The 15,250-nt window shown below is 63.2% G+C and carries 12 protein-coding genes; 6 read left to right on the plus strand and 6 right to left on the minus strand.

Annotated features, from left to right (window positions below):
* Nucleotides 1-120: 120 nt before the first annotated feature.
* Nucleotides 121-666, plus strand: a complete 546-nt coding sequence (locus tag WG899_RS17740; RefSeq protein WP_339596986.1) for an FxDxF family PEP-CTERM protein — start codon at nucleotides 121-123, stop codon at nucleotides 664-666.
* 106 nt (nucleotides 667-772) lie between these two features.
* Here WG899_RS17740 and WG899_RS17745 read toward each other — a convergent pair whose 3' ends face one another.
* The 3 genes from WG899_RS17745 to WG899_RS17755 all read right to left on the minus strand — a co-directional run bounded on the left by WG899_RS17745 (nucleotide 773) and on the right by WG899_RS17755 (nucleotide 4,489).
* Nucleotides 773-1,456 carry a glutathione S-transferase gene (locus WG899_RS17745; RefSeq protein WP_339596987.1) on the minus strand — a complete coding sequence of 228 codons (684 nt, stop codon included), beginning with the start codon at nucleotides 1,454-1,456 and terminating at the stop codon, nucleotides 773-775.
* Between the two features lie 103 nt (nucleotides 1,457-1,559).
* Nucleotides 1,560-2,522, minus strand: a complete 963-nt coding sequence (locus WG899_RS17750) for a complex I NDUFA9 subunit family protein (protein WP_339596988.1) — start codon at nucleotides 2,520-2,522, stop codon at nucleotides 1,560-1,562.
* Nucleotides 2,522-4,489 (minus strand): lytic transglycosylase domain-containing protein, encoded by a 1,968-nt coding sequence (locus WG899_RS17755; protein WP_444718870.1) that lies wholly within the window; start codon nucleotides 4,487-4,489, stop codon nucleotides 2,522-2,524. The genes WG899_RS17750 and WG899_RS17755 overlap by 1 nt, the downstream gene beginning before the upstream one ends.
* Nucleotides 4,490-4,635: 146 nt before the next feature.
* On the opposite strand from WG899_RS17755, the gene WG899_RS17760 reads away from it, so the two are divergent.
* The 3 genes from WG899_RS17760 to WG899_RS17770 all read left to right on the plus strand — a co-directional run bounded on the left by WG899_RS17760 (nucleotide 4,636) and on the right by WG899_RS17770 (nucleotide 7,595).
* The gene (locus WG899_RS17760; RefSeq protein ID WP_339596990.1) at nucleotides 4,636-5,280 is read left to right on the plus strand and encodes a 5-formyltetrahydrofolate cyclo-ligase; all 645 of its coding nucleotides are present in this window, start codon (nucleotides 4,636-4,638) and stop codon (nucleotides 5,278-5,280) included.
* A 96-nt stretch (nucleotides 5,281-5,376) separates the two neighbouring features.
* Nucleotides 5,377-6,648 (plus strand): AGE family epimerase/isomerase, encoded by a 1,272-nt coding sequence (locus tag WG899_RS17765; protein WP_444718867.1) that lies wholly within the window; start codon nucleotides 5,377-5,379, stop codon nucleotides 6,646-6,648.
* An 8-nt stretch (nucleotides 6,649-6,656) separates the two neighbouring features.
* Nucleotides 6,657-7,595 (plus strand): carbohydrate kinase family protein, encoded by a 939-nt coding sequence (locus tag WG899_RS17770; protein WP_444718871.1) that lies wholly within the window; start codon nucleotides 6,657-6,659, stop codon nucleotides 7,593-7,595.
* On the opposite strand, the gene WG899_RS17775 is transcribed toward WG899_RS17770, so the two are convergent.
* Complete coding sequence (locus tag WG899_RS17775; protein WP_339596992.1) at nucleotides 7,592-8,182, minus strand: Crp/Fnr family transcriptional regulator; 591 nt, start codon at nucleotides 8,180-8,182, stop codon at nucleotides 7,592-7,594. The two genes, WG899_RS17770 and WG899_RS17775, sit on opposite strands and share 4 nt — an antisense overlap.
* Before the next feature lie 49 nt (nucleotides 8,183-8,231).
* Between WG899_RS17775 and WG899_RS17780 the strand changes: the two genes are divergently transcribed.
* Nucleotides 8,232-9,281: a sterol desaturase family protein gene (locus WG899_RS17780; protein ID WP_339596993.1), complete on the plus strand. Its 1,050-nt coding sequence runs from the start codon at nucleotides 8,232-8,234 to the stop codon at nucleotides 9,279-9,281.
* Here WG899_RS17780 and WG899_RS17785 read toward each other — a convergent pair.
* Together WG899_RS17785 and WG899_RS17790 are read right to left on the minus strand one after the other, a co-directional pair.
* Nucleotides 9,181-11,004, minus strand: a complete 1,824-nt coding sequence (locus WG899_RS17785) for an ABC transporter substrate-binding protein (RefSeq protein ID WP_339596994.1) — start codon at nucleotides 11,002-11,004, stop codon at nucleotides 9,181-9,183. The genes WG899_RS17780 and WG899_RS17785 overlap by 101 nt on opposite strands.
* A 103-nt stretch (nucleotides 11,005-11,107) precedes the next feature.
* Nucleotides 11,108-11,914, minus strand: coding sequence for a basic secretory protein-like protein (locus WG899_RS17790; RefSeq protein WP_339596995.1), 807 nt, complete (start codon nucleotides 11,912-11,914; stop codon nucleotides 11,108-11,110).
* Nucleotides 11,915-12,265: 351 nt separating this feature from the next.
* Here WG899_RS17790 and WG899_RS17795 point away from each other — a divergent pair, with 351 nt between their 5' ends.
* Nucleotides 12,266-15,025 carry a TonB-dependent receptor gene (locus tag WG899_RS17795; RefSeq protein ID WP_339596996.1) on the plus strand — a complete coding sequence of 920 codons (2,760 nt, stop codon included), beginning with the start codon at nucleotides 12,266-12,268 and terminating at the stop codon, nucleotides 15,023-15,025.
* Nucleotides 15,026-15,250 lie beyond the last annotated feature (225 nt).

The following is a 15,250-nucleotide window of genomic DNA, read 5'->3' on the forward strand; positions in this document are numbered from 1 at the left end:
GCTAGGCCAACCCCTTATTCTGGGGGAGGTCAAGGTGCTTTGAATGCGGCTAAAGTCCAGGCAGATAGTTCTACATTGAGCTCGGCCAGTGATTGCTGAGCTACACAGGGGGAAACGACAGTGAAGAATAAGTTGAAATCGGTGCTGGCTTTGGCGGCTTTGAGCCTGGGATCGGTGGCAGCACAGGCCGCTACGACCGACTGGGGTGTACACGGCAATTTGGAAGTCGGCATTGGCTTCAATTCCGCCATCGGTTCTTTTACCGATTACTTCCTGTTTGAAATCAACCCGGGTCCGAGCACGGTTTCGAGTACGGCCGTTGCCAATAACTTGGGCGACGGCATTGTGTTGAATATTCTGAACGGGAAATATTCCGTTTGGAATGCGGGCACCGATGGTGTGGTTGGCGGCGTTGGTGCGGCTGCCGATTCGCAAGTCTCGGCCGAGTTTTTGTTCAACGGTCTTTCGGGCAACACGACAAATAGCGTGCTGCTGAGCGCTGGCAATTATTACTACAAGGTCACTGGCGATGCGGCTGGCCTGAGTGGTGGTATGTACACCTTGACTTCAACCTTGGCACCGGTGCCTGAACCCGAAACCTACGCCATGTTGCTGGCGGGCCTGGGTGCCGTGGGCTTCATGGTTCGCCGCCGCAAGTTGGTTTGAGCATGGTTTAAGCATGGCCTGAGCCTCGGGCTTAAGCCGGATGCAAAAAGAGCGCCTGTTGGGTTTCCCCAGGCGCTCTTTGCTTTTCAGCCGTGTAGTCAGTGCCTCATGGGCATTTGCGGTAGGGCTCTTCGAAGTCTAGAAAGTCTTTTTCCGCAATCGCATCAGCCACCCAGGCGGCGACGGCTGGATGCTGCTCCACCGCCTTGGCATAGGCGGCAGCCGAGGCGCTGAGCGGCAAGCCATAACGGGTCACGCGCATCACCACCGGTGCAAAGTAGGCGTCGACAGCGCCAAATTCCCCAAACAAAAAGGGCCCCTTGCTGGCAGCGACGGCCTCGCTCCACAGCGCGTCGATACGGGCGAGGTCGGCGCGCAAGCCCGCTTCCTCGGCCAGCATCTTGGCGCCTTGTTCGCGCAAATCTGCGTCGATATTCATGGGGCACAGGCTGCGCAGCTTGCCAAAGCCGGCATGCATTTCGGCGCACAGGCTGCGCGCCCGTGCGCGTTGCTGGCGGTCTCGCGGCCAGATCGCATGCGCCGGATATTGGTCGGCAATCGCCTCGGCAATGGCCAAGGTATCCCATATGGAGAAGCCATCGGCTTCGACCAGCACCGGCACCTTGCCGGTCGGCGTCAGCGGTGCGATGGCTTGGTAGAAGGAGGACCCAGGCGTGAAGTCAAAACGCAGCTTCACTTCCTCGAAAGCGATGCCAAAGGCCTTCATCAGCACCCACGGGCGCATCGACCAAGAGGAGTAGTTTTTGTTGCCGATATAGAGCTTATTCATGGTCATGATCCTGACTGAGATGCGTGATTCGTGGCGTTCAGCTTAGGTCATTCCTGGGCGCGCTTGGGTGAGAGATTTGCACGCCACTGATGCGCTTTCAGCATCAGCGCCCCGCCTTGGCGCGCCAGCTTTCAAGCCGCCCACAGCCTTGTTCTGCGCCGAGGTAACTCGGCAGCACGGCGGACATCGCTTGCGGCGTGATCCCCAGCGACTCCAGATCCGGCAAGCTACCGCTGGCCACATTGGGCACGCGCATCGAGGCGAGGTTGTCGCGCGACATCATTGGCTCGCCCGGCATCAATTCCATCATCAGCGCCTGCGCCCAGGCCATGGGGGCGGGCAAGGGCAGCACCGGGCGCGCGTGGCCAGAGTACTGACCGGCCAGGCGCACGATGTCGCCCAGGCTCAGTACTTGTGGCCCCGCCAATTCAATGGTCTGACCTGCCGTGTTTTTGTCCTGCACACAAGCGACGATGGCCTGGGCGACGTCTTCGACCCACACCGGTTGAAAGCGTACCGCGGCGCCGGCCAAGGGCATCAGCGGGAACCAAGCTTGCAGCTTGGCGAACAGATTGACGAAACGATCGGCGGCGCCGAAAACGACCGAGGGCCGCAACAGCGTCAGTTCCAGTCCGGCTTCCTTCAGGATTGCCTCGCCGCGTGTTTTGGAGCGCAGGTAGCGCGAAGGCGCATCCGCTTGCACACCCAGGGCGCTGACATGGATCAGGCGCCGCACGCCGGTGGCCTGGCAGGCCTTGGCCAAGGTCGCCGGTAGCTGCACATGGGCGCGCTCAAACTGCGCTTCCGAGCCTTGCAGAATTGCGATCAGGTTGATGACGATGTCTTGCCCTTGCAGCAAGGCCTGGAGTTGCTGTGGGTCGTGCACGTCGGCGGCCAGCACCGTCAGCCCCGGCATGCCTTGGATGGCCTGGGCGTGGGTCAGGCGGCGTGTCGGCACGGTGATGCGCGCCCGGCCGCCAAACTGGCGCAGCAATTGTTCGCACAGGCTGCGGCCGATGAAGCCGCTGCCGCCCAGAATCAGAATGCGCGGATCGAAATCACTCATCAGGAATTGTCTCCGGGTGTTGTGCCGACGGTTGGCGCGGCGCTGTCGCGCGGCCCGATGCTGCGGCCGAGTCTGCTGCGCAGTCCTTTGCTGGAGTCTTGGCCCAATAGTTGACCGTACAGCGTGGCATTGCTCAGCACCTTTTTGACGTAGTCGCGGGTCTCGTTGAAGGGCACGTTCTCGACCCAGATGGCGGCGTCCAAAGTTGCGCCCTCGCGCCAACGCCGGGGCCGGCCCGGTCCGGCGTTGTAGGCCGCGGCGGCCATCGCCATCGAACCTTCGAAATCATCCAGCACCAGTTTCAGGTAGCTGGTGCCGATGCGGATGTTGAAGTCGCGGTCGGTCATGAACTCGGGCTTGAATTCGGCGCCGATCTTCTTGGCCGTCCAGCGTGCCGTGGCCGGCATCACTTGCATCAGGCCCGAGGCCCCCACATGCGATCGCGCATCCATCACGAAGCGAGACTCTTGTCGGATCAGACCGTAGACATAGGCCGGGTCAATGCCGGTGTCGCGCGACTGATTCAGCAGGGCTTGCCGGTGCGGCGTGGGGAAGCGCTGGGCCAGATCAATCTCCAGCTTGCTGCGTTCGCTGGTGTTGATGCAGCGGTCCCAGATTTCGCGATCACAGGCCTCTTGCGCGGCGGCGCGTAACTCCCGGTCACTCATGCCGCGCAGGGCGTAGTTCCATTCCCGTACGCCCTCGTTGCGCAGGCCGATGGCGATCATCATCAGGGCGCTGTTCAAGCCGGGGTGCATTTGCGCCTGCTTGCGTTCGGCGCTGCTCAGGGCGCTGGGCGTGGGCGGCAGGGTCAGGTTTTGCCCCAAGTCTTCGGCGGCCAGGCGGCCGTAGAAGGTCATCGGTGAAACGATGTTCTGTTGCGCGGTGCGCGCCTCTTGCCGCAGCGCTTCACCGGGCGCGCCGTCGGCGGCCGTGGCCAGCGAGGCACGCGCGCGCCAGTATTGCCAGCTGGCGTCGCGCTGTTCATTGGCGCTCATCAAATCCATCGCGCGCAGGCTTTGGTGCCAGCGGCCGCTGCGCAGCGCCGAGCGTGCGGCCCAGGCCAAGGTGTCGTCGCTCCACTCCATGGGGCTCTTGAGCTTTTGACTCAGTTTCAGTGCGCGTTCAAAGTAGTCGCTGGCTTCGGGCTGCAGTTTGAAGGCCGACTGACGGCCGATTTGGGCCCAGGTCCAGGCGGCCAATTCGGTGGGCAGTTCTTTCTCCCAGCGGCCGGCCAAAAGATCGGCGGCTTGGGCCGGATCGGCGGCGGCCATGCGCATCAGGCCGATCGTGGCCAATTCGCTGTGCGTGCGTCCACCGGTCTTGGCCTTGCGGGCCATATAGCGCAGTGGGTTGTCTTGAATATCTGCCAGATGCAATTCCACTTGCTTGCCGAGCAAGGCTGCCGCCTGTTTGGCGGCGCGCGGCTTGATGGCCTCAATGCTCAAGCGCAGCTTCAGCCAGACATCGTCCACGCTCAGCTGCTTCGCTTCAAACAAGGTGCGGGCCAGGGTGTTGCAGCCCTCGTCGCCATCGCGCTGCGCCAGCCAAGCGCTGCGTGCGGCCTCACGGATATTGCGGCCGGCGGCTTGCTCGGCCATCAGGGCGTAGCAGACCACCTCGCGGTCATCGCGCATTTGGTAGCGCGCATGGTCGATCGAAAAATTCGCCCAATCCCGGCGCCGACCCAACTCCAGCAACCAGTCATTGCGAAGCCGGTCTTCGACATAGCTGCCCGGCCAGCGGGCATAGAAGGCATTCACTTCCGGCTGGCTGACTTCGTACAGGCGCAGCCCCAAGTCCCAGTAATCGACCCAAGCCGCCAAAGGGTGGCGCTGTGCTTGTGCGGCTTGGTTCAGTGCGGCCAAGCGCTTGCGGTCTTTCTTGCGCTGCGCATCATGTGCGTCGGTGATCAACTCGGCTTGACTGACTACGGGCATGGCTTGTGCCTGAGCCTGCGCGTGCATCGGCTGCAATGCACTCAGACTCAGACTGATGGCGCCTATCCAAGCCAGGGCGCGCCGGCCGGCCACTCCTTCATATACTGCCAAAACAATCCTCTTTCTCGATCAAGGGACGCGTGTCCGAAATGCCAAGCCAATCAGCACCCATCATGCCGCATGAACGCGGCGCATTGCGCAAGCAACTCCTGACGCAGCGTGCCGATTGGCTCGCCACACCCGCGGCCCACGCCGCCAGTGCGGCGTTGGGTCACCATCTGCGTGAGGTGCTGAAACAGCTGGAGCCGCAATGCTTGGGCCTGTTCTGGCCGCTTGAGGGTGAATTTAACGCAGTGCAGGCCTTGTCGCAGCCTGTGCTGGAGACCGGCCACAGCCCCGTCGTGCATGAGCTGCACGAGCCTGGCGAGGATTTCGACGCCGAAGAGGAGGATGGCGATGAAGACATGGCCGCCGGCCCGGCGCAATGGAGCTTGCCCTTTGCGTACAAATCGCCCCGCCGCATGGACTACCGTCGCTGGGATGGCACGGAGCCCTCGGTCCAGGATGAATGCGGCATCGCCAGCAGCAGCGGCGCGGTGGTGGTGCCCGATGTGGTCTTGGTCCCTTGTGTGGGCTTCACCCGCGAGGGCTATCGCCTGGGCTATGGCGGCGGCTACTACGACCGCTGGCTGGCTGCTCACCCCGGCGTCACCAGCATCGGCATCGCCTGGCAGCTCAGCGAATGCCATTTCGCGGCCGAGCCACATGATCAGCCCTTGACCTTGATTCTCACCGAGCGCGAAGTGATCTCTCCTTGAGACTTCGGTACCGCGGCAAGCGCTGGATCTGGCCTAGAAATGCTCAGGCCATGACCGAGCAAGTCTCGCGTGTCCAGCCTGCGCGGCGCGACGCTTATGTCTTCTAATTCAGCGATGCACAAACTGAACGAAGCGACCATGGGCGTTCCTGAGGCTCCAGATTTCCGTGACCCCGCGGCTCTACGGGCCCATGTTCAGCACATGCTCGCGTTTTACGATCCGCGCTGCGTTGACCCCAGCGCCGGCTTCTTCCATTTCTTCAAAGATGCGGGCGAGGTCTATGACCGCGAGACCCGGCACCTGGTCAGCAGCACCCGCTTTGTTTTCAACTACGCCATGGCCTATCGGCACTTTGGCGATGCCGATTATTTGGCCAAGCTGCGCCACGGCTTGCAGTTCTTGCGTCAAGCTCATCGCCAGGCCGATACCGGCGGCTATCTCTGGTGCCTGCGCTGGCAAGGGGGCCAAGCGTTGCCGCTGGACGCCGACAACCATTGCTATGGCTTGGCCTTTGTGATGCTGGCCTACGCACATGCGCTGATGGCGGGCGAAACGCAGGCCAAGGCGTGGCTGGAGGAGACCTGGGACTTGATGGAGTCGCGCTTCTGGGAACCGCACGCGGGCCTCTACGCCGATGTGGCCAGCGCCGACTGGACCAGGCTCGACCCCTACCGTGGTCAGAACGCCAATATGCATGCCTGCGAGGCGCTGCTCGCCGCCTTTGATGCCACCGGCGAGTCGCGTTACTTGTTGCGCGCGGAGCAAGTGGCTAAAAACATCACGGTGGTTCAGGCCGCGCTGGCGGATGGTTTGATTTGGGAGCATTACCGCAGCGACTGGCAGATCGACTGGGACTACAACCGCGATGACAAGAGCAATATTTTCAGGCCCTGGGGCATTCAGCCCGGCCACTTGAGCGAATGGGCCAAGCTGCTGCTGACGCTGGAGCGGCATCGCACGCACCTGAGCGGCGATGCAAGCTGGTTATTGCCGCGCGCGCGCGCCTTGTTTGATGCCGCGATGCGGCATGCCTGGGACGAACAGCATGGCGGCCTGGTCTACGGCTTCGCGCCCGACGGCACGGTCTGCGACGCCGACAAGTACTTCTGGGTGCAGGCCGAAAGCCTGGCCGCGGCCGGCCTCTTGGCACTGCGGACCGGTGATGCCAACTACTGGAATGAATACGAGCGCATCTGGCGCTATGCCTGGGCGCATATGGTCGACCACCGCCATGGCGCCTGGTACCGAATTCGTCGGCCCGACAACAGCGCCTACAGCGATGAAAAAAGCCCAGCAGGCAAGACCGACTATCACACCATGGGCGCCTGCTACGAGATGATGGCCGCGCTGGAGGCCGCCTCGCAATGACGCTGCCGATGTGCTCGCCCAACGTCCACTGGCCCAGGTTTGTATCGTTCGGCGAAGCCCTGACCGACATGATTCGCGTTGCCCCGGATCAATGGCTCTCGGTCAATGGTGGTGCGCCTTGGAATGTGGCGAGGGCGATGTCCAGCTTGGGCGTGCCGTCTGCATTCGGCGGGGCCATCAGCGCGGATGTGTTCGGTGATGCGCTGCTGGCCGCCAGCCGATTGGCCGGCTTGGATTTGCGCTTCATCCAGCCAGTGCCGGGCAAGTCGCCCTTGCTGGCGATGGTGCATCAGTTGACGCCGCCGCAGTACTTCTTTGTCGGCGACGACAGTGCCGACCTGCACTTTCATCCCGAAGCCTTGCCTAGCGGCTGGCGCGAGTCCCTGCTGTGGGCGCATTTCGGCGGCATCAGCCTGGCCCGCGAGCCGCTGGCGACACGCTTGCTGGTTTTGGCCCAGTCGCTCAAGGCCGCGGGCAAGCGCATCAGCTACGACCCCAACTTCCGCGCTGCCGCCATGGGTCGCCCTTATGACGAGACGCTGCAAGCCATGTGCCGCCTGGCGGACCTCATCAAGGTGTCGGACGAAGACCTGCGCGGCTTGTTCCGCAGCGATTCGATCGACGCGGGGCTGGCGCAGATCCGGGCTTGGAATCCGCGCGCCTTGCTGCTGCTGACCCAGGGCGCTGAGGGCGCCACGCTTTGGCAGGATGAGCAAGTGTTCCATGCCAGCCCGCCGCAGATCGAGGTGGTCGACAGCGTGGGTGCCGGCGATGCTTCCATGGCCGGCGTGCTGTTCAGCTTGATGCAGGGGCCCGATGCCGAGCCTGGCCAGCATTTGCGCTGGGCGGTGGCCGCCGGTGCCGCGGCCTGCCAGTCAACGGGCGCCAGCGCCTTGAGCCCCGCGCAGATTGAAGCGCTCTTGCCGCTGGTTCAGATCAAGGCTTAAGTCCGGCCGGCGCCTTCCCGCTGGCGCCTGCGGATGCGCGAGAGCGCCACTTCGGTGATGCCCAAATAGCTCGCGATGTGTTTTTGACTCAAGCGTTCGGCCAAGGCCGGGGCGCTGTTCAAGAACGATTGATAGCGCGCCGCCGCATCCAACATCAGCAAGTCCTGCTCACGCTGCGTCTGCCGCGCCAAGCCGGCAAGCAAGGCTTGCATGATCAAGGCTGGGGCTTGCGGCCAATCCGCTTGCAGGGCTTGCAAATCTTGGGCGCTGAGTTCGACGGCAAGGCCAGCCTCCAAGGCTTCCAAATGCCAGGGGCTGCGGGCGCCGATGCTGGCCGCACCCAACCAGTCAAGTTCGGCGTAGAACGCATGGTTGCGCTCGCGGCCTTCGGTGTCGAGGAAAAAGCCGCGCGCCAAACCCTGCTCCATCCACCAGATCCGGTCTATGGTCTCCCCTTGGGCCAAGAGGCGTTGGCCGCGGCGCAGCTTGCGTCGCGGCAGCGCTTGCCAGCGCGCCGAGCGCTGGGGGCAAGCCGCCAACCATTCGACAAAGGCGGGGCCGCAAAGTGGGCAGGGCTGTGATTCCATGAACCTAGGTTAATGCGCAAGGCGATCAGAAGGCTCAGCATCATGCCCCATGAAAGACCATGATGCCTCGCGCCGCCAAGTCCTATTGCCTACCGCTGAATTCAATCCCGAGCCGCTCAATTGGCCGCACCTGATCCTGCTGTTGGCCCTGCCAGCCTATGCTTTGCTGACTTGGCACTGGGGCTGGAGTCATGAGTTGACCCTTGCCGCGGGCACGCTGCTGGCGCTGGCCTGGTTGATGCTGTGCGAACGCTTGCGACCGGGGCGTGCCGATTGGCAGGCCAATGCCGCCGATATGCGGCGCGATGCCAGCTCGCTAGGTCTGGCCGCGCTTGTGGACACCCTGTTCTCGCTGGGGGCCAATCTGGTTGCGCTGGCTTGGCGTGAATACAGCATGGTTGGGGGTGCACAAGCTGGCGTCAGCCTACTGTTGCAGCAAGGCTGGCAAATCCTGCCCTTGCCGATCGCATTGATCTTGGTGATCGCCGTGGGTGAGTTCCTGCCGTACTGGCTGCATCGCTGGGCCCATGAGCGGCCCGCGCTGTGGCGATGGCATGCCCTGCATCACTGGCCGACGGCCGTGAACACCAGCAATAGCGTGTTGGTCCATCCCTTCAATCTGCTGTGGAACAAGTTGGGGCGCTGGCTGCCCTGGTTCTTGCTGCAGGTGCCGGCGGACTTGATGCTTTGGGCCGCGCTATTCATTCAGGCACAGGAGTTGGCGGCGCATGCCAATGTGGCGGGCAGTCTGCGCGGTTTGCGCGTTTGGCTGGGTGGGGCGGAGCCGCATCGCTGGCATCACAGCGTGTTGCTGAACGAGGCCGGCAACTATGGCACCGTCGTACCCTGGTGGGATTGGGTCTTCGGCAGTCGCTTCCATCCGATTCACCAGGGGCCTGCGCATGTGGGCTGGGCCGCTGGGTCTTGGCGGCCGGAACGCCTGCATTTGCGCGAGCTGATCTGCGGACCACTGCCGGGCGAAAGCCGCCGGGGCAGCGTCAGCGCGGGGTCGAACTCAGATCCACATACTGCCACCAGTCGCTCCAGAACAAGGGGCGGCGATAGCCCTGCACCCAGGGCTGAGCGACATCGTTGCTGATCAAATGGGCGACAATTTTGTAGGGCGCGAACGCCACTGCGAGGCGCTTGCTTTCGCGGAACACGGCTTCGCGTTCGGGGCCGTCGGGCAAGGCTTCCAGACGCTGGTACAAGCGATCCAACTGCGGTAGCGAAAAGCGCGAGACGTTTTGCGAACCGGCCTGCGGACCGTTGTAGCGCGCCAGCGCAGCCAGCCCGTCGGGCACGTCGGACTGCACGGCAAAGCCCCAGATCATCAGCTTGCCGGCGCGCGCCGACTTCAGATGTTCGGGGAATTTGGCGGTGATGAATTGGACCCGCAGACCCAGGCGCTGCAGATTGATGCGCCACAGCTCATCGCTCTGCCTTGCGGCCTGGTCGGGCGTGGTGGCCACCTCCAGCGTCAGGCGCTCGCCCTGCGGCTGCAAGCGAAAGCCCTCGGCATCGCGCTGGCCCCAGCCATAGGCATCCAGCAAGGCATTGGCGCGTTGCGGGTCGAACTCGCCCATCTCGCTCTTGAAGGCGGGGTCGTAGCCACTGGTGTGCGGCACGATGGGGCTTTGCGCCGGGATGCCCTGGCCGCGGCGCACCAAGGCGATATTGCGACGCACGTCGTAGCCCAGGGAAATGGCGCGGCGCAGCGCGATGCGCTCGGGCGAGAGGCCGCCCACCACCGGATGGGTCATGCCGAAATAGATCAGCGAGCAGTCGGCATTGAGTTGCCTGAACAGCTGCACCCCGCGCTTGGCCAGAAACGGCGCCAGTTGGCCGTGCGGCACGGCTTGGCTGATGAAGGGCGGTGGCACGCCGTCGCCCGGGGCCGCGAGGATGTCCAGCTGACCGTTCAAGAAGGACAGCCAACGCGGCTGGTCTTCTTCAATGATGGCGATCTCCACCCGATCCACCATCGGCAGCAGCCGGCCCTTGAAGCGCTGTAGCAAGGCCTGACCCTCGGCGTCGTCGGCCGCCGGCGCGGCGTCGTAGAAGCGTTCCCGGTAGACCGGATTGCGCTCCAACACAATGCGCGAGGAACGCCGCCATTCCGCCAGCCGGTAGGGGCCGGTGCCGACCGGATGCGCGTCGACATCGCGGCCATAGGCTTCGACCACCTCGCGGGCCACCGCGCCAAAGATATCGCTGCTGGCCAGGCGTTCGATCAGGCGCGGGCGCGGTTCGGCCACGCGGATCTGCAAGGTGTAGCGGTCCAGGGCGCGCAGGCCGGGGATGTCTTGTTCGTAGTCCAGGCCCTTGCCGCTCTTCAGCGCCTGCTCGCGCAGCTCGTTCAGGCCCAGCATTTGGGCCGTTAGCAAAAAGGGCAGCATCGGCGACATAGTCGCCGGGTCCACGATGCGCTTGAAGCTGTAGACATAGTCGGCCGCCACCAACTCACGCGGCTGGCCTTTGAAGGCCGGGTCGGGGGCGAACAAGATGCCGGGCCGCAAGCGAATGGTGAAGGTCTTGAAGTCGCTGCTGATCTCGGGCAGGGCCGCCGCCGTCAAGGGCTTGATCAGTACCGGCCGGGCCAGCGGATCGAAGCAGAACAAGGCTTCAAAGATATGGCCGGTCACGGCGCGCGAGTAGCCGTCGGAGATGCGGGCCGGGTCGAAACCGGTCTCGGCCGCCTTGAAGGCCAAGCGCAGGGTTTTGGTGCCGTCTGCGGCTTGGCTGAGTTCGGGCGCGGCGAGCCAGGGCAGGCCAATGCCGGCACCCAGAAGTTGGCGGCGACGCAAGGAATTCGGGGTCATGTTTGCTCTGTTGGCATTGCGCGAGGACGGCGGATGATGCCTCGCCTGCCCACTATTGTGGCGAGATCGGTCCCCTGTGAGCCCATGGGATGACGCACGCGCATTACTTCGTCGTTTGAGTGGGGATCCATGCCTGGTACTCGGACCATAGCGCTTTCACGTCGCCGCCGCCGGCGCAAGCACCGATCGCGTTCTCCCAGGTCCATTTGAACTGGGAGCCAGGTTTTGCTGTGGCATTGAAGCAGGGGCCAAAGTCGGCGAAGCCTTTTTGCTCAACCAGGTAGGCAAAGAAGAAGGCGCCCGACTTGTAGGGGTCGGTGTAGCTGCCGCCCACGCGGCGGTCCTTGGCATAGCCGAAACCAGCTTGGTAGCGCACCAAATCGGCCAAGCTTTCCAGGGCTGCGCCGTGCATGCCTTCGTAATGCTGGTAGGCATGGACCATTTCGTGGAACAGGATGCCCTTGACCTCGTCGGCCATATTGCCGCCCTTGGCCGCGTACTTTTCTAGCCAGCGGGTGTTGACGTTGACGATGATGCGCTCGGGCGGTTCGCCGTCCTTCCAGGCGATGCCGTCTTGGGGTTCTACGCTGCCTTTTTCGCCATGCCATTCTCGAATGCGCAGCTCCAGCGTCTTGAAGGCGGGGACGTCGGCCGGGCTTTTGTAGAGGCGCTGCACCACGCCGCGCGCGATGGCGTGCACATAGCGGTCGATATCGGGGACCAGGGCCGCGAAGGCCTGGGCACCCGGGGATCCGTCGTTCTTGTAGTCCACCGCCGGTGTGGCCACCCTTACCCAGCCGGCGTCATCGGGCGCGACGGTGGGCGAGAGCTTGGGCGCTGCGGGCGGCAGCTCGGCCCGGGCGGCGGACCATGCCAGTAGCGCGAGCGACAGAAAGAGGCGAATGTTCATTGGATGTGTTTCAAGCGTCATGTCAGCGGCCTCGTCAGCGTTTGAGCTGCGTTTCGGCATGGCTGGACCTGCGCCTTGGCTAAGGATGGCTCCATTCTTCGTGCGCAAGGCAGGGAAGGCGATAGAGCAGAACTGAGTCTGGCTCGCAGCTTTTCTGGGTCAGGGGTTTGTCCTCGCCCAGTTTTCTTTGAATTCAGCCGCAGCTTTGCTCGCTTGTGGGGGCGCCATGTGCCCACCACACTGCGCCGCTTGGTTTGCCGCAAGCCGCTCGAGGTCTACGTTAGTGCCTTCCTGCTGCGGGCAAGTCTTGAGAGTTCAAAGATTCTTTCGCACACCGAGGAGACATCATTCATGTTCAAGCCCACACATATCTCGCGAGCCCTGGCCGTTCTGGTCTCGGCCTGCACGGCCCTGAGCGCGGCTCAGGCGCAGACCCAGGCAGACGCCGCACAGCTGGAGCGGGTGGAGATCACCGGCTCGTCCATCAAGCGCATCGCGTCCGAGGGCTCGCTGCCGGTGCAGGTGGTGACAGCCAAGGAAATCGCCCGCAGCGGCGCCACTTCGGCCGCCGAGGTGATCCAGCGTCTGCCGGCCATGCAGGGCTTTGCGGTGATTGACAGTGCTGTCGGCGGAGGTGGCGGTCGCGCCGAGGCCAGCATCCATGACATCGGGGCCTCTTACACCCTGGTGCTTTTGAACGGTCGCCGCGTGGCGCCCTATGGTTCGGGCAATGCGGTGGACCTGAACTCCATCCCCCTGAGCGCCGTCGAGCGTGTTGAAGTGCTGACCGATGGCGCTTCTGCGCTTTATGGTGCCGACGCCATTGCTGGGGTGATCAACTTTGTGCTGAAGAAGAATGTGCAACGCTTCAGCATCGAGGCAGGGCTGGGTGTTCCCCTGGAGGGCGGCGGCCGCAACGGCAATCTGAGCATCACCGGCGGCGTGGGGGATATCGACAAAGACCGCTTCAATGTGATGCTGTCCTACCGCCACGACGAGCAGCGCCAGTTGGCCGCCACCGACCGCAAGTTCGGCAGCACCTCCTATTTGCCGGTGAGCTTCCAGGGCAAGAACTACATCTACGACCAGACCAGCTCCTACGCCGTGCCCGCCAATGCCACGGTGAAGTTCAAGCCTGAGGCCAAGCTGCCGGCCTGGGTTTTCAATCCCTACTACAAGGGCAATGGCAATCAGTGCGCGGAGCGCAATTTCTATAGCTTGTCCAACGCCGTCAGCAAGGATGTGGTGACCGAGCGTTGCAGCTTTGACTTCGCCAGCACCATCGAGATCTATCCCGAAAACAAGCGCGACGCACTGTTTGTCTCCGGCCAATTCAAGGTCAATGACTCGCTGCGCCTGTTCTCGGACGTCGCCTTGTCCAAGTTTTTGATCACCTCGCGCGTGGCGGCCAACCCGGTGCCCATCGACATTCCGCTGAGTTCGAGCTACTTCAAGAAGTCCATCCTGCCCTATCTGAGTGCCGAGCAGGTCGCCAACGTCACCGATGTGACCGCCGCTTACCGCGGCCAGGACTTCGGCCTGCGCACCACTCGCCAGCACTACGACACCCAGCACCTTGTGCTGGGTGCCGAGGCCGAGCTGGGTTCTTGGAGCCTCAGCGGTGGCCTGACCTATTCGGCCAGCAAGAGCGATGAGGTCTATGACGGGGGCTACTTCCGCACCGACAAGTTTGAGGCCATGATGGCCAATGTCAGCTTTGACCCATTTGTCCCCGCCGGCAATCAGACGCCCGAGGCGCTGCAGAAGATGCAGGATTCGATCTTCCACGGCCAGACCTCGACCGCCAAGACCGCTTTGACCGGCATCGATGTGCGAGCCTCCGGCGAGGTCCTCAAACTGCCCAGTGGCGCTTTGAGTCTGGGCCTGGGTGGCGACCTGCGTCACTACAGCTATGAGCAGGCACCTTCCGTCGCGGCCACCAATGGCGATATCTACAACTACAGCCCGACCGAAGCCTACAAGCTGGAGCGCCACACGGCCGGCGTCTTCGTCGAGGCCCTGATCCCCATCATCAAGGGGCTGGAGCTGACCACAGCCCTGCGCTATGACAACACCGGCGCGATCAAGGACAAGCTCAACAACAGCACTGTGGGCAAGAGCGCCAGCGGCACCACCTACAAGATCTCGGGTCGTTATCAGGCGCTGTCTAGCCTGCTGCTGCGCGGCTCCTACGGCACCGGCTTCAAGATGCCTTCGATGCTGGACATCGCTCAGCCCGAAGTGCCTTTTGGTGTGACCGGCGGCCGCTACGACTGCCCCGTCCCCAATACAGCGCCTTGCAAGCTGGGCCCGGACCAGTACACCCAGATGTCTGGCGGCAATGCCCAGCTGCGGCCCGAGACCTCCAAGCAAGCGGCCTTCGGCATTCGCTTCGAGCCCACGGCCCAATTCGGCATCGGCCTGGACTATTGGCAGGTTAAGCTGAAGGATGCGGTTTCCGGCGTGTCGGAAGAGCAGGCCTTTGCTGACCCGGCCAAGTACAAGGACTTGTTCACCACCTTTCAGCAACCCAAGGAGAAGCAGGCCTATTACGCCTTCCGCAACGTCTCCACCAATATTGGTCAGGCCATTTACCGTGGCGTCGACTGGAACCTGATCGCTCGCGCCAACACCGACATTGGGCGCCTGACCGGCGAGCTGAGCGGCACGTACATGATCGAGTCCTCCTACACCCGCGCGGGCACCACGGACGACTTCACCAGCAGCCTGGGCCGTTACGGCGAAAACGGCGGGGTGACGGCGCGCAATATTGCGCGTGCCACGGTGACGCTGGACTCAGGGGGCATCAGCAATAGCTTTGCCCTGAATATGCGCTCGGGCTATGCCGATCGCACGGCGCCTGTGCGTGACCTGGCGACCAACAAGAACACCACCATCACCCTCGATGTGCCCCGCTATATGACGCTGGACTGGCAGGGGCAGTGGAACGTCAACCCGGCCTTGGAGCTGCGTCTGGGTGTGAAGAACCTGCTTAACCAGGAGCCGCCCCTGAGCCTGCGCTCGGGCTCGGGTCACCAGGTGGGCTATGACTCGCGCTACGCCAGTCCCATGATGCGCACCGTCTACCTGACCGGCGCTTATCGCTTCTGAGGCGGCTGAACCAAGGCCACCGGCTGAGTGCGGGGGCCATGAGATGAGAAGGGCGGGCGCTTGCAAGAGGCCCGTCCTTTTCTTGCGTTTTGGAAGCCCCTTAAAAAAGCTGACCCCAGCACCCAGAAACAATCGCCCATCGTGGCCGCGCGCTTTGACCCTGCCGCCACTAGCATGGCTGCACTTCGAAATTCTCTCCGCTGCCGGTGTCGCCCCGGCGCTCAA

The organism is Paucibacter hankyongi (genome assembly GCF_037482915.1).
Lineage (GTDB): Bacteria > Pseudomonadota > Gammaproteobacteria > Burkholderiales > Burkholderiaceae_C > Paucibacter_A > Paucibacter_A hankyongi.

Coding starts and splice junctions, on each gene's coding strand:
- WG899_RS17745 (WP_339596987.1), bottom strand. CDS start 1,456: ATGAATAAGCTCTATATCGGCAACAAAAACTACTCCTCTTGGTCGATG.
- WG899_RS17760 (WP_339596990.1), top strand. CDS start 4,636: ATGCCGCATGAACGCGGCGCATTGCGCAAGCAACTCCTGACGCAGCGT.
- WG899_RS17755 (WP_444718870.1), bottom strand. CDS start 4,489: ATGCACGCGCAGGCTCAGGCACAAGCCATGCCCGTAGTCAGTCAAGCC.
- WG899_RS17790 (WP_339596995.1), bottom strand. CDS start 11,914: ATGAACATTCGCCTCTTTCTGTCGCTCGCGCTACTGGCATGGTCCGCC.
- WG899_RS17785 (WP_339596994.1), bottom strand. CDS start 11,004: ATGACCCCGAATTCCTTGCGTCGCCGCCAACTTCTGGGTGCCGGCATT.
- WG899_RS17750 (WP_339596988.1), bottom strand. CDS start 2,522: ATGAGTGATTTCGATCCGCGCATTCTGATTCTGGGCGGCAGCGGCTTC.
- WG899_RS17780 (WP_339596993.1), top strand. CDS start 8,232: ATGAAAGACCATGATGCCTCGCGCCGCCAAGTCCTATTGCCTACCGCT.
- WG899_RS17765 (WP_444718867.1), top strand. CDS start 5,377: ATGTCTTCTAATTCAGCGATGCACAAACTGAACGAAGCGACCATGGGC.
- WG899_RS17775 (WP_339596992.1), bottom strand. CDS start 8,182: ATGGAATCACAGCCCTGCCCACTTTGCGGCCCCGCCTTTGTCGAATGG.
- WG899_RS17770 (WP_444718871.1), top strand. CDS start 6,657: ATGTGCTCGCCCAACGTCCACTGGCCCAGGTTTGTATCGTTCGGCGAA.
- WG899_RS17795 (WP_339596996.1), top strand. CDS start 12,266: ATGTTCAAGCCCACACATATCTCGCGAGCCCTGGCCGTTCTGGTCTCG.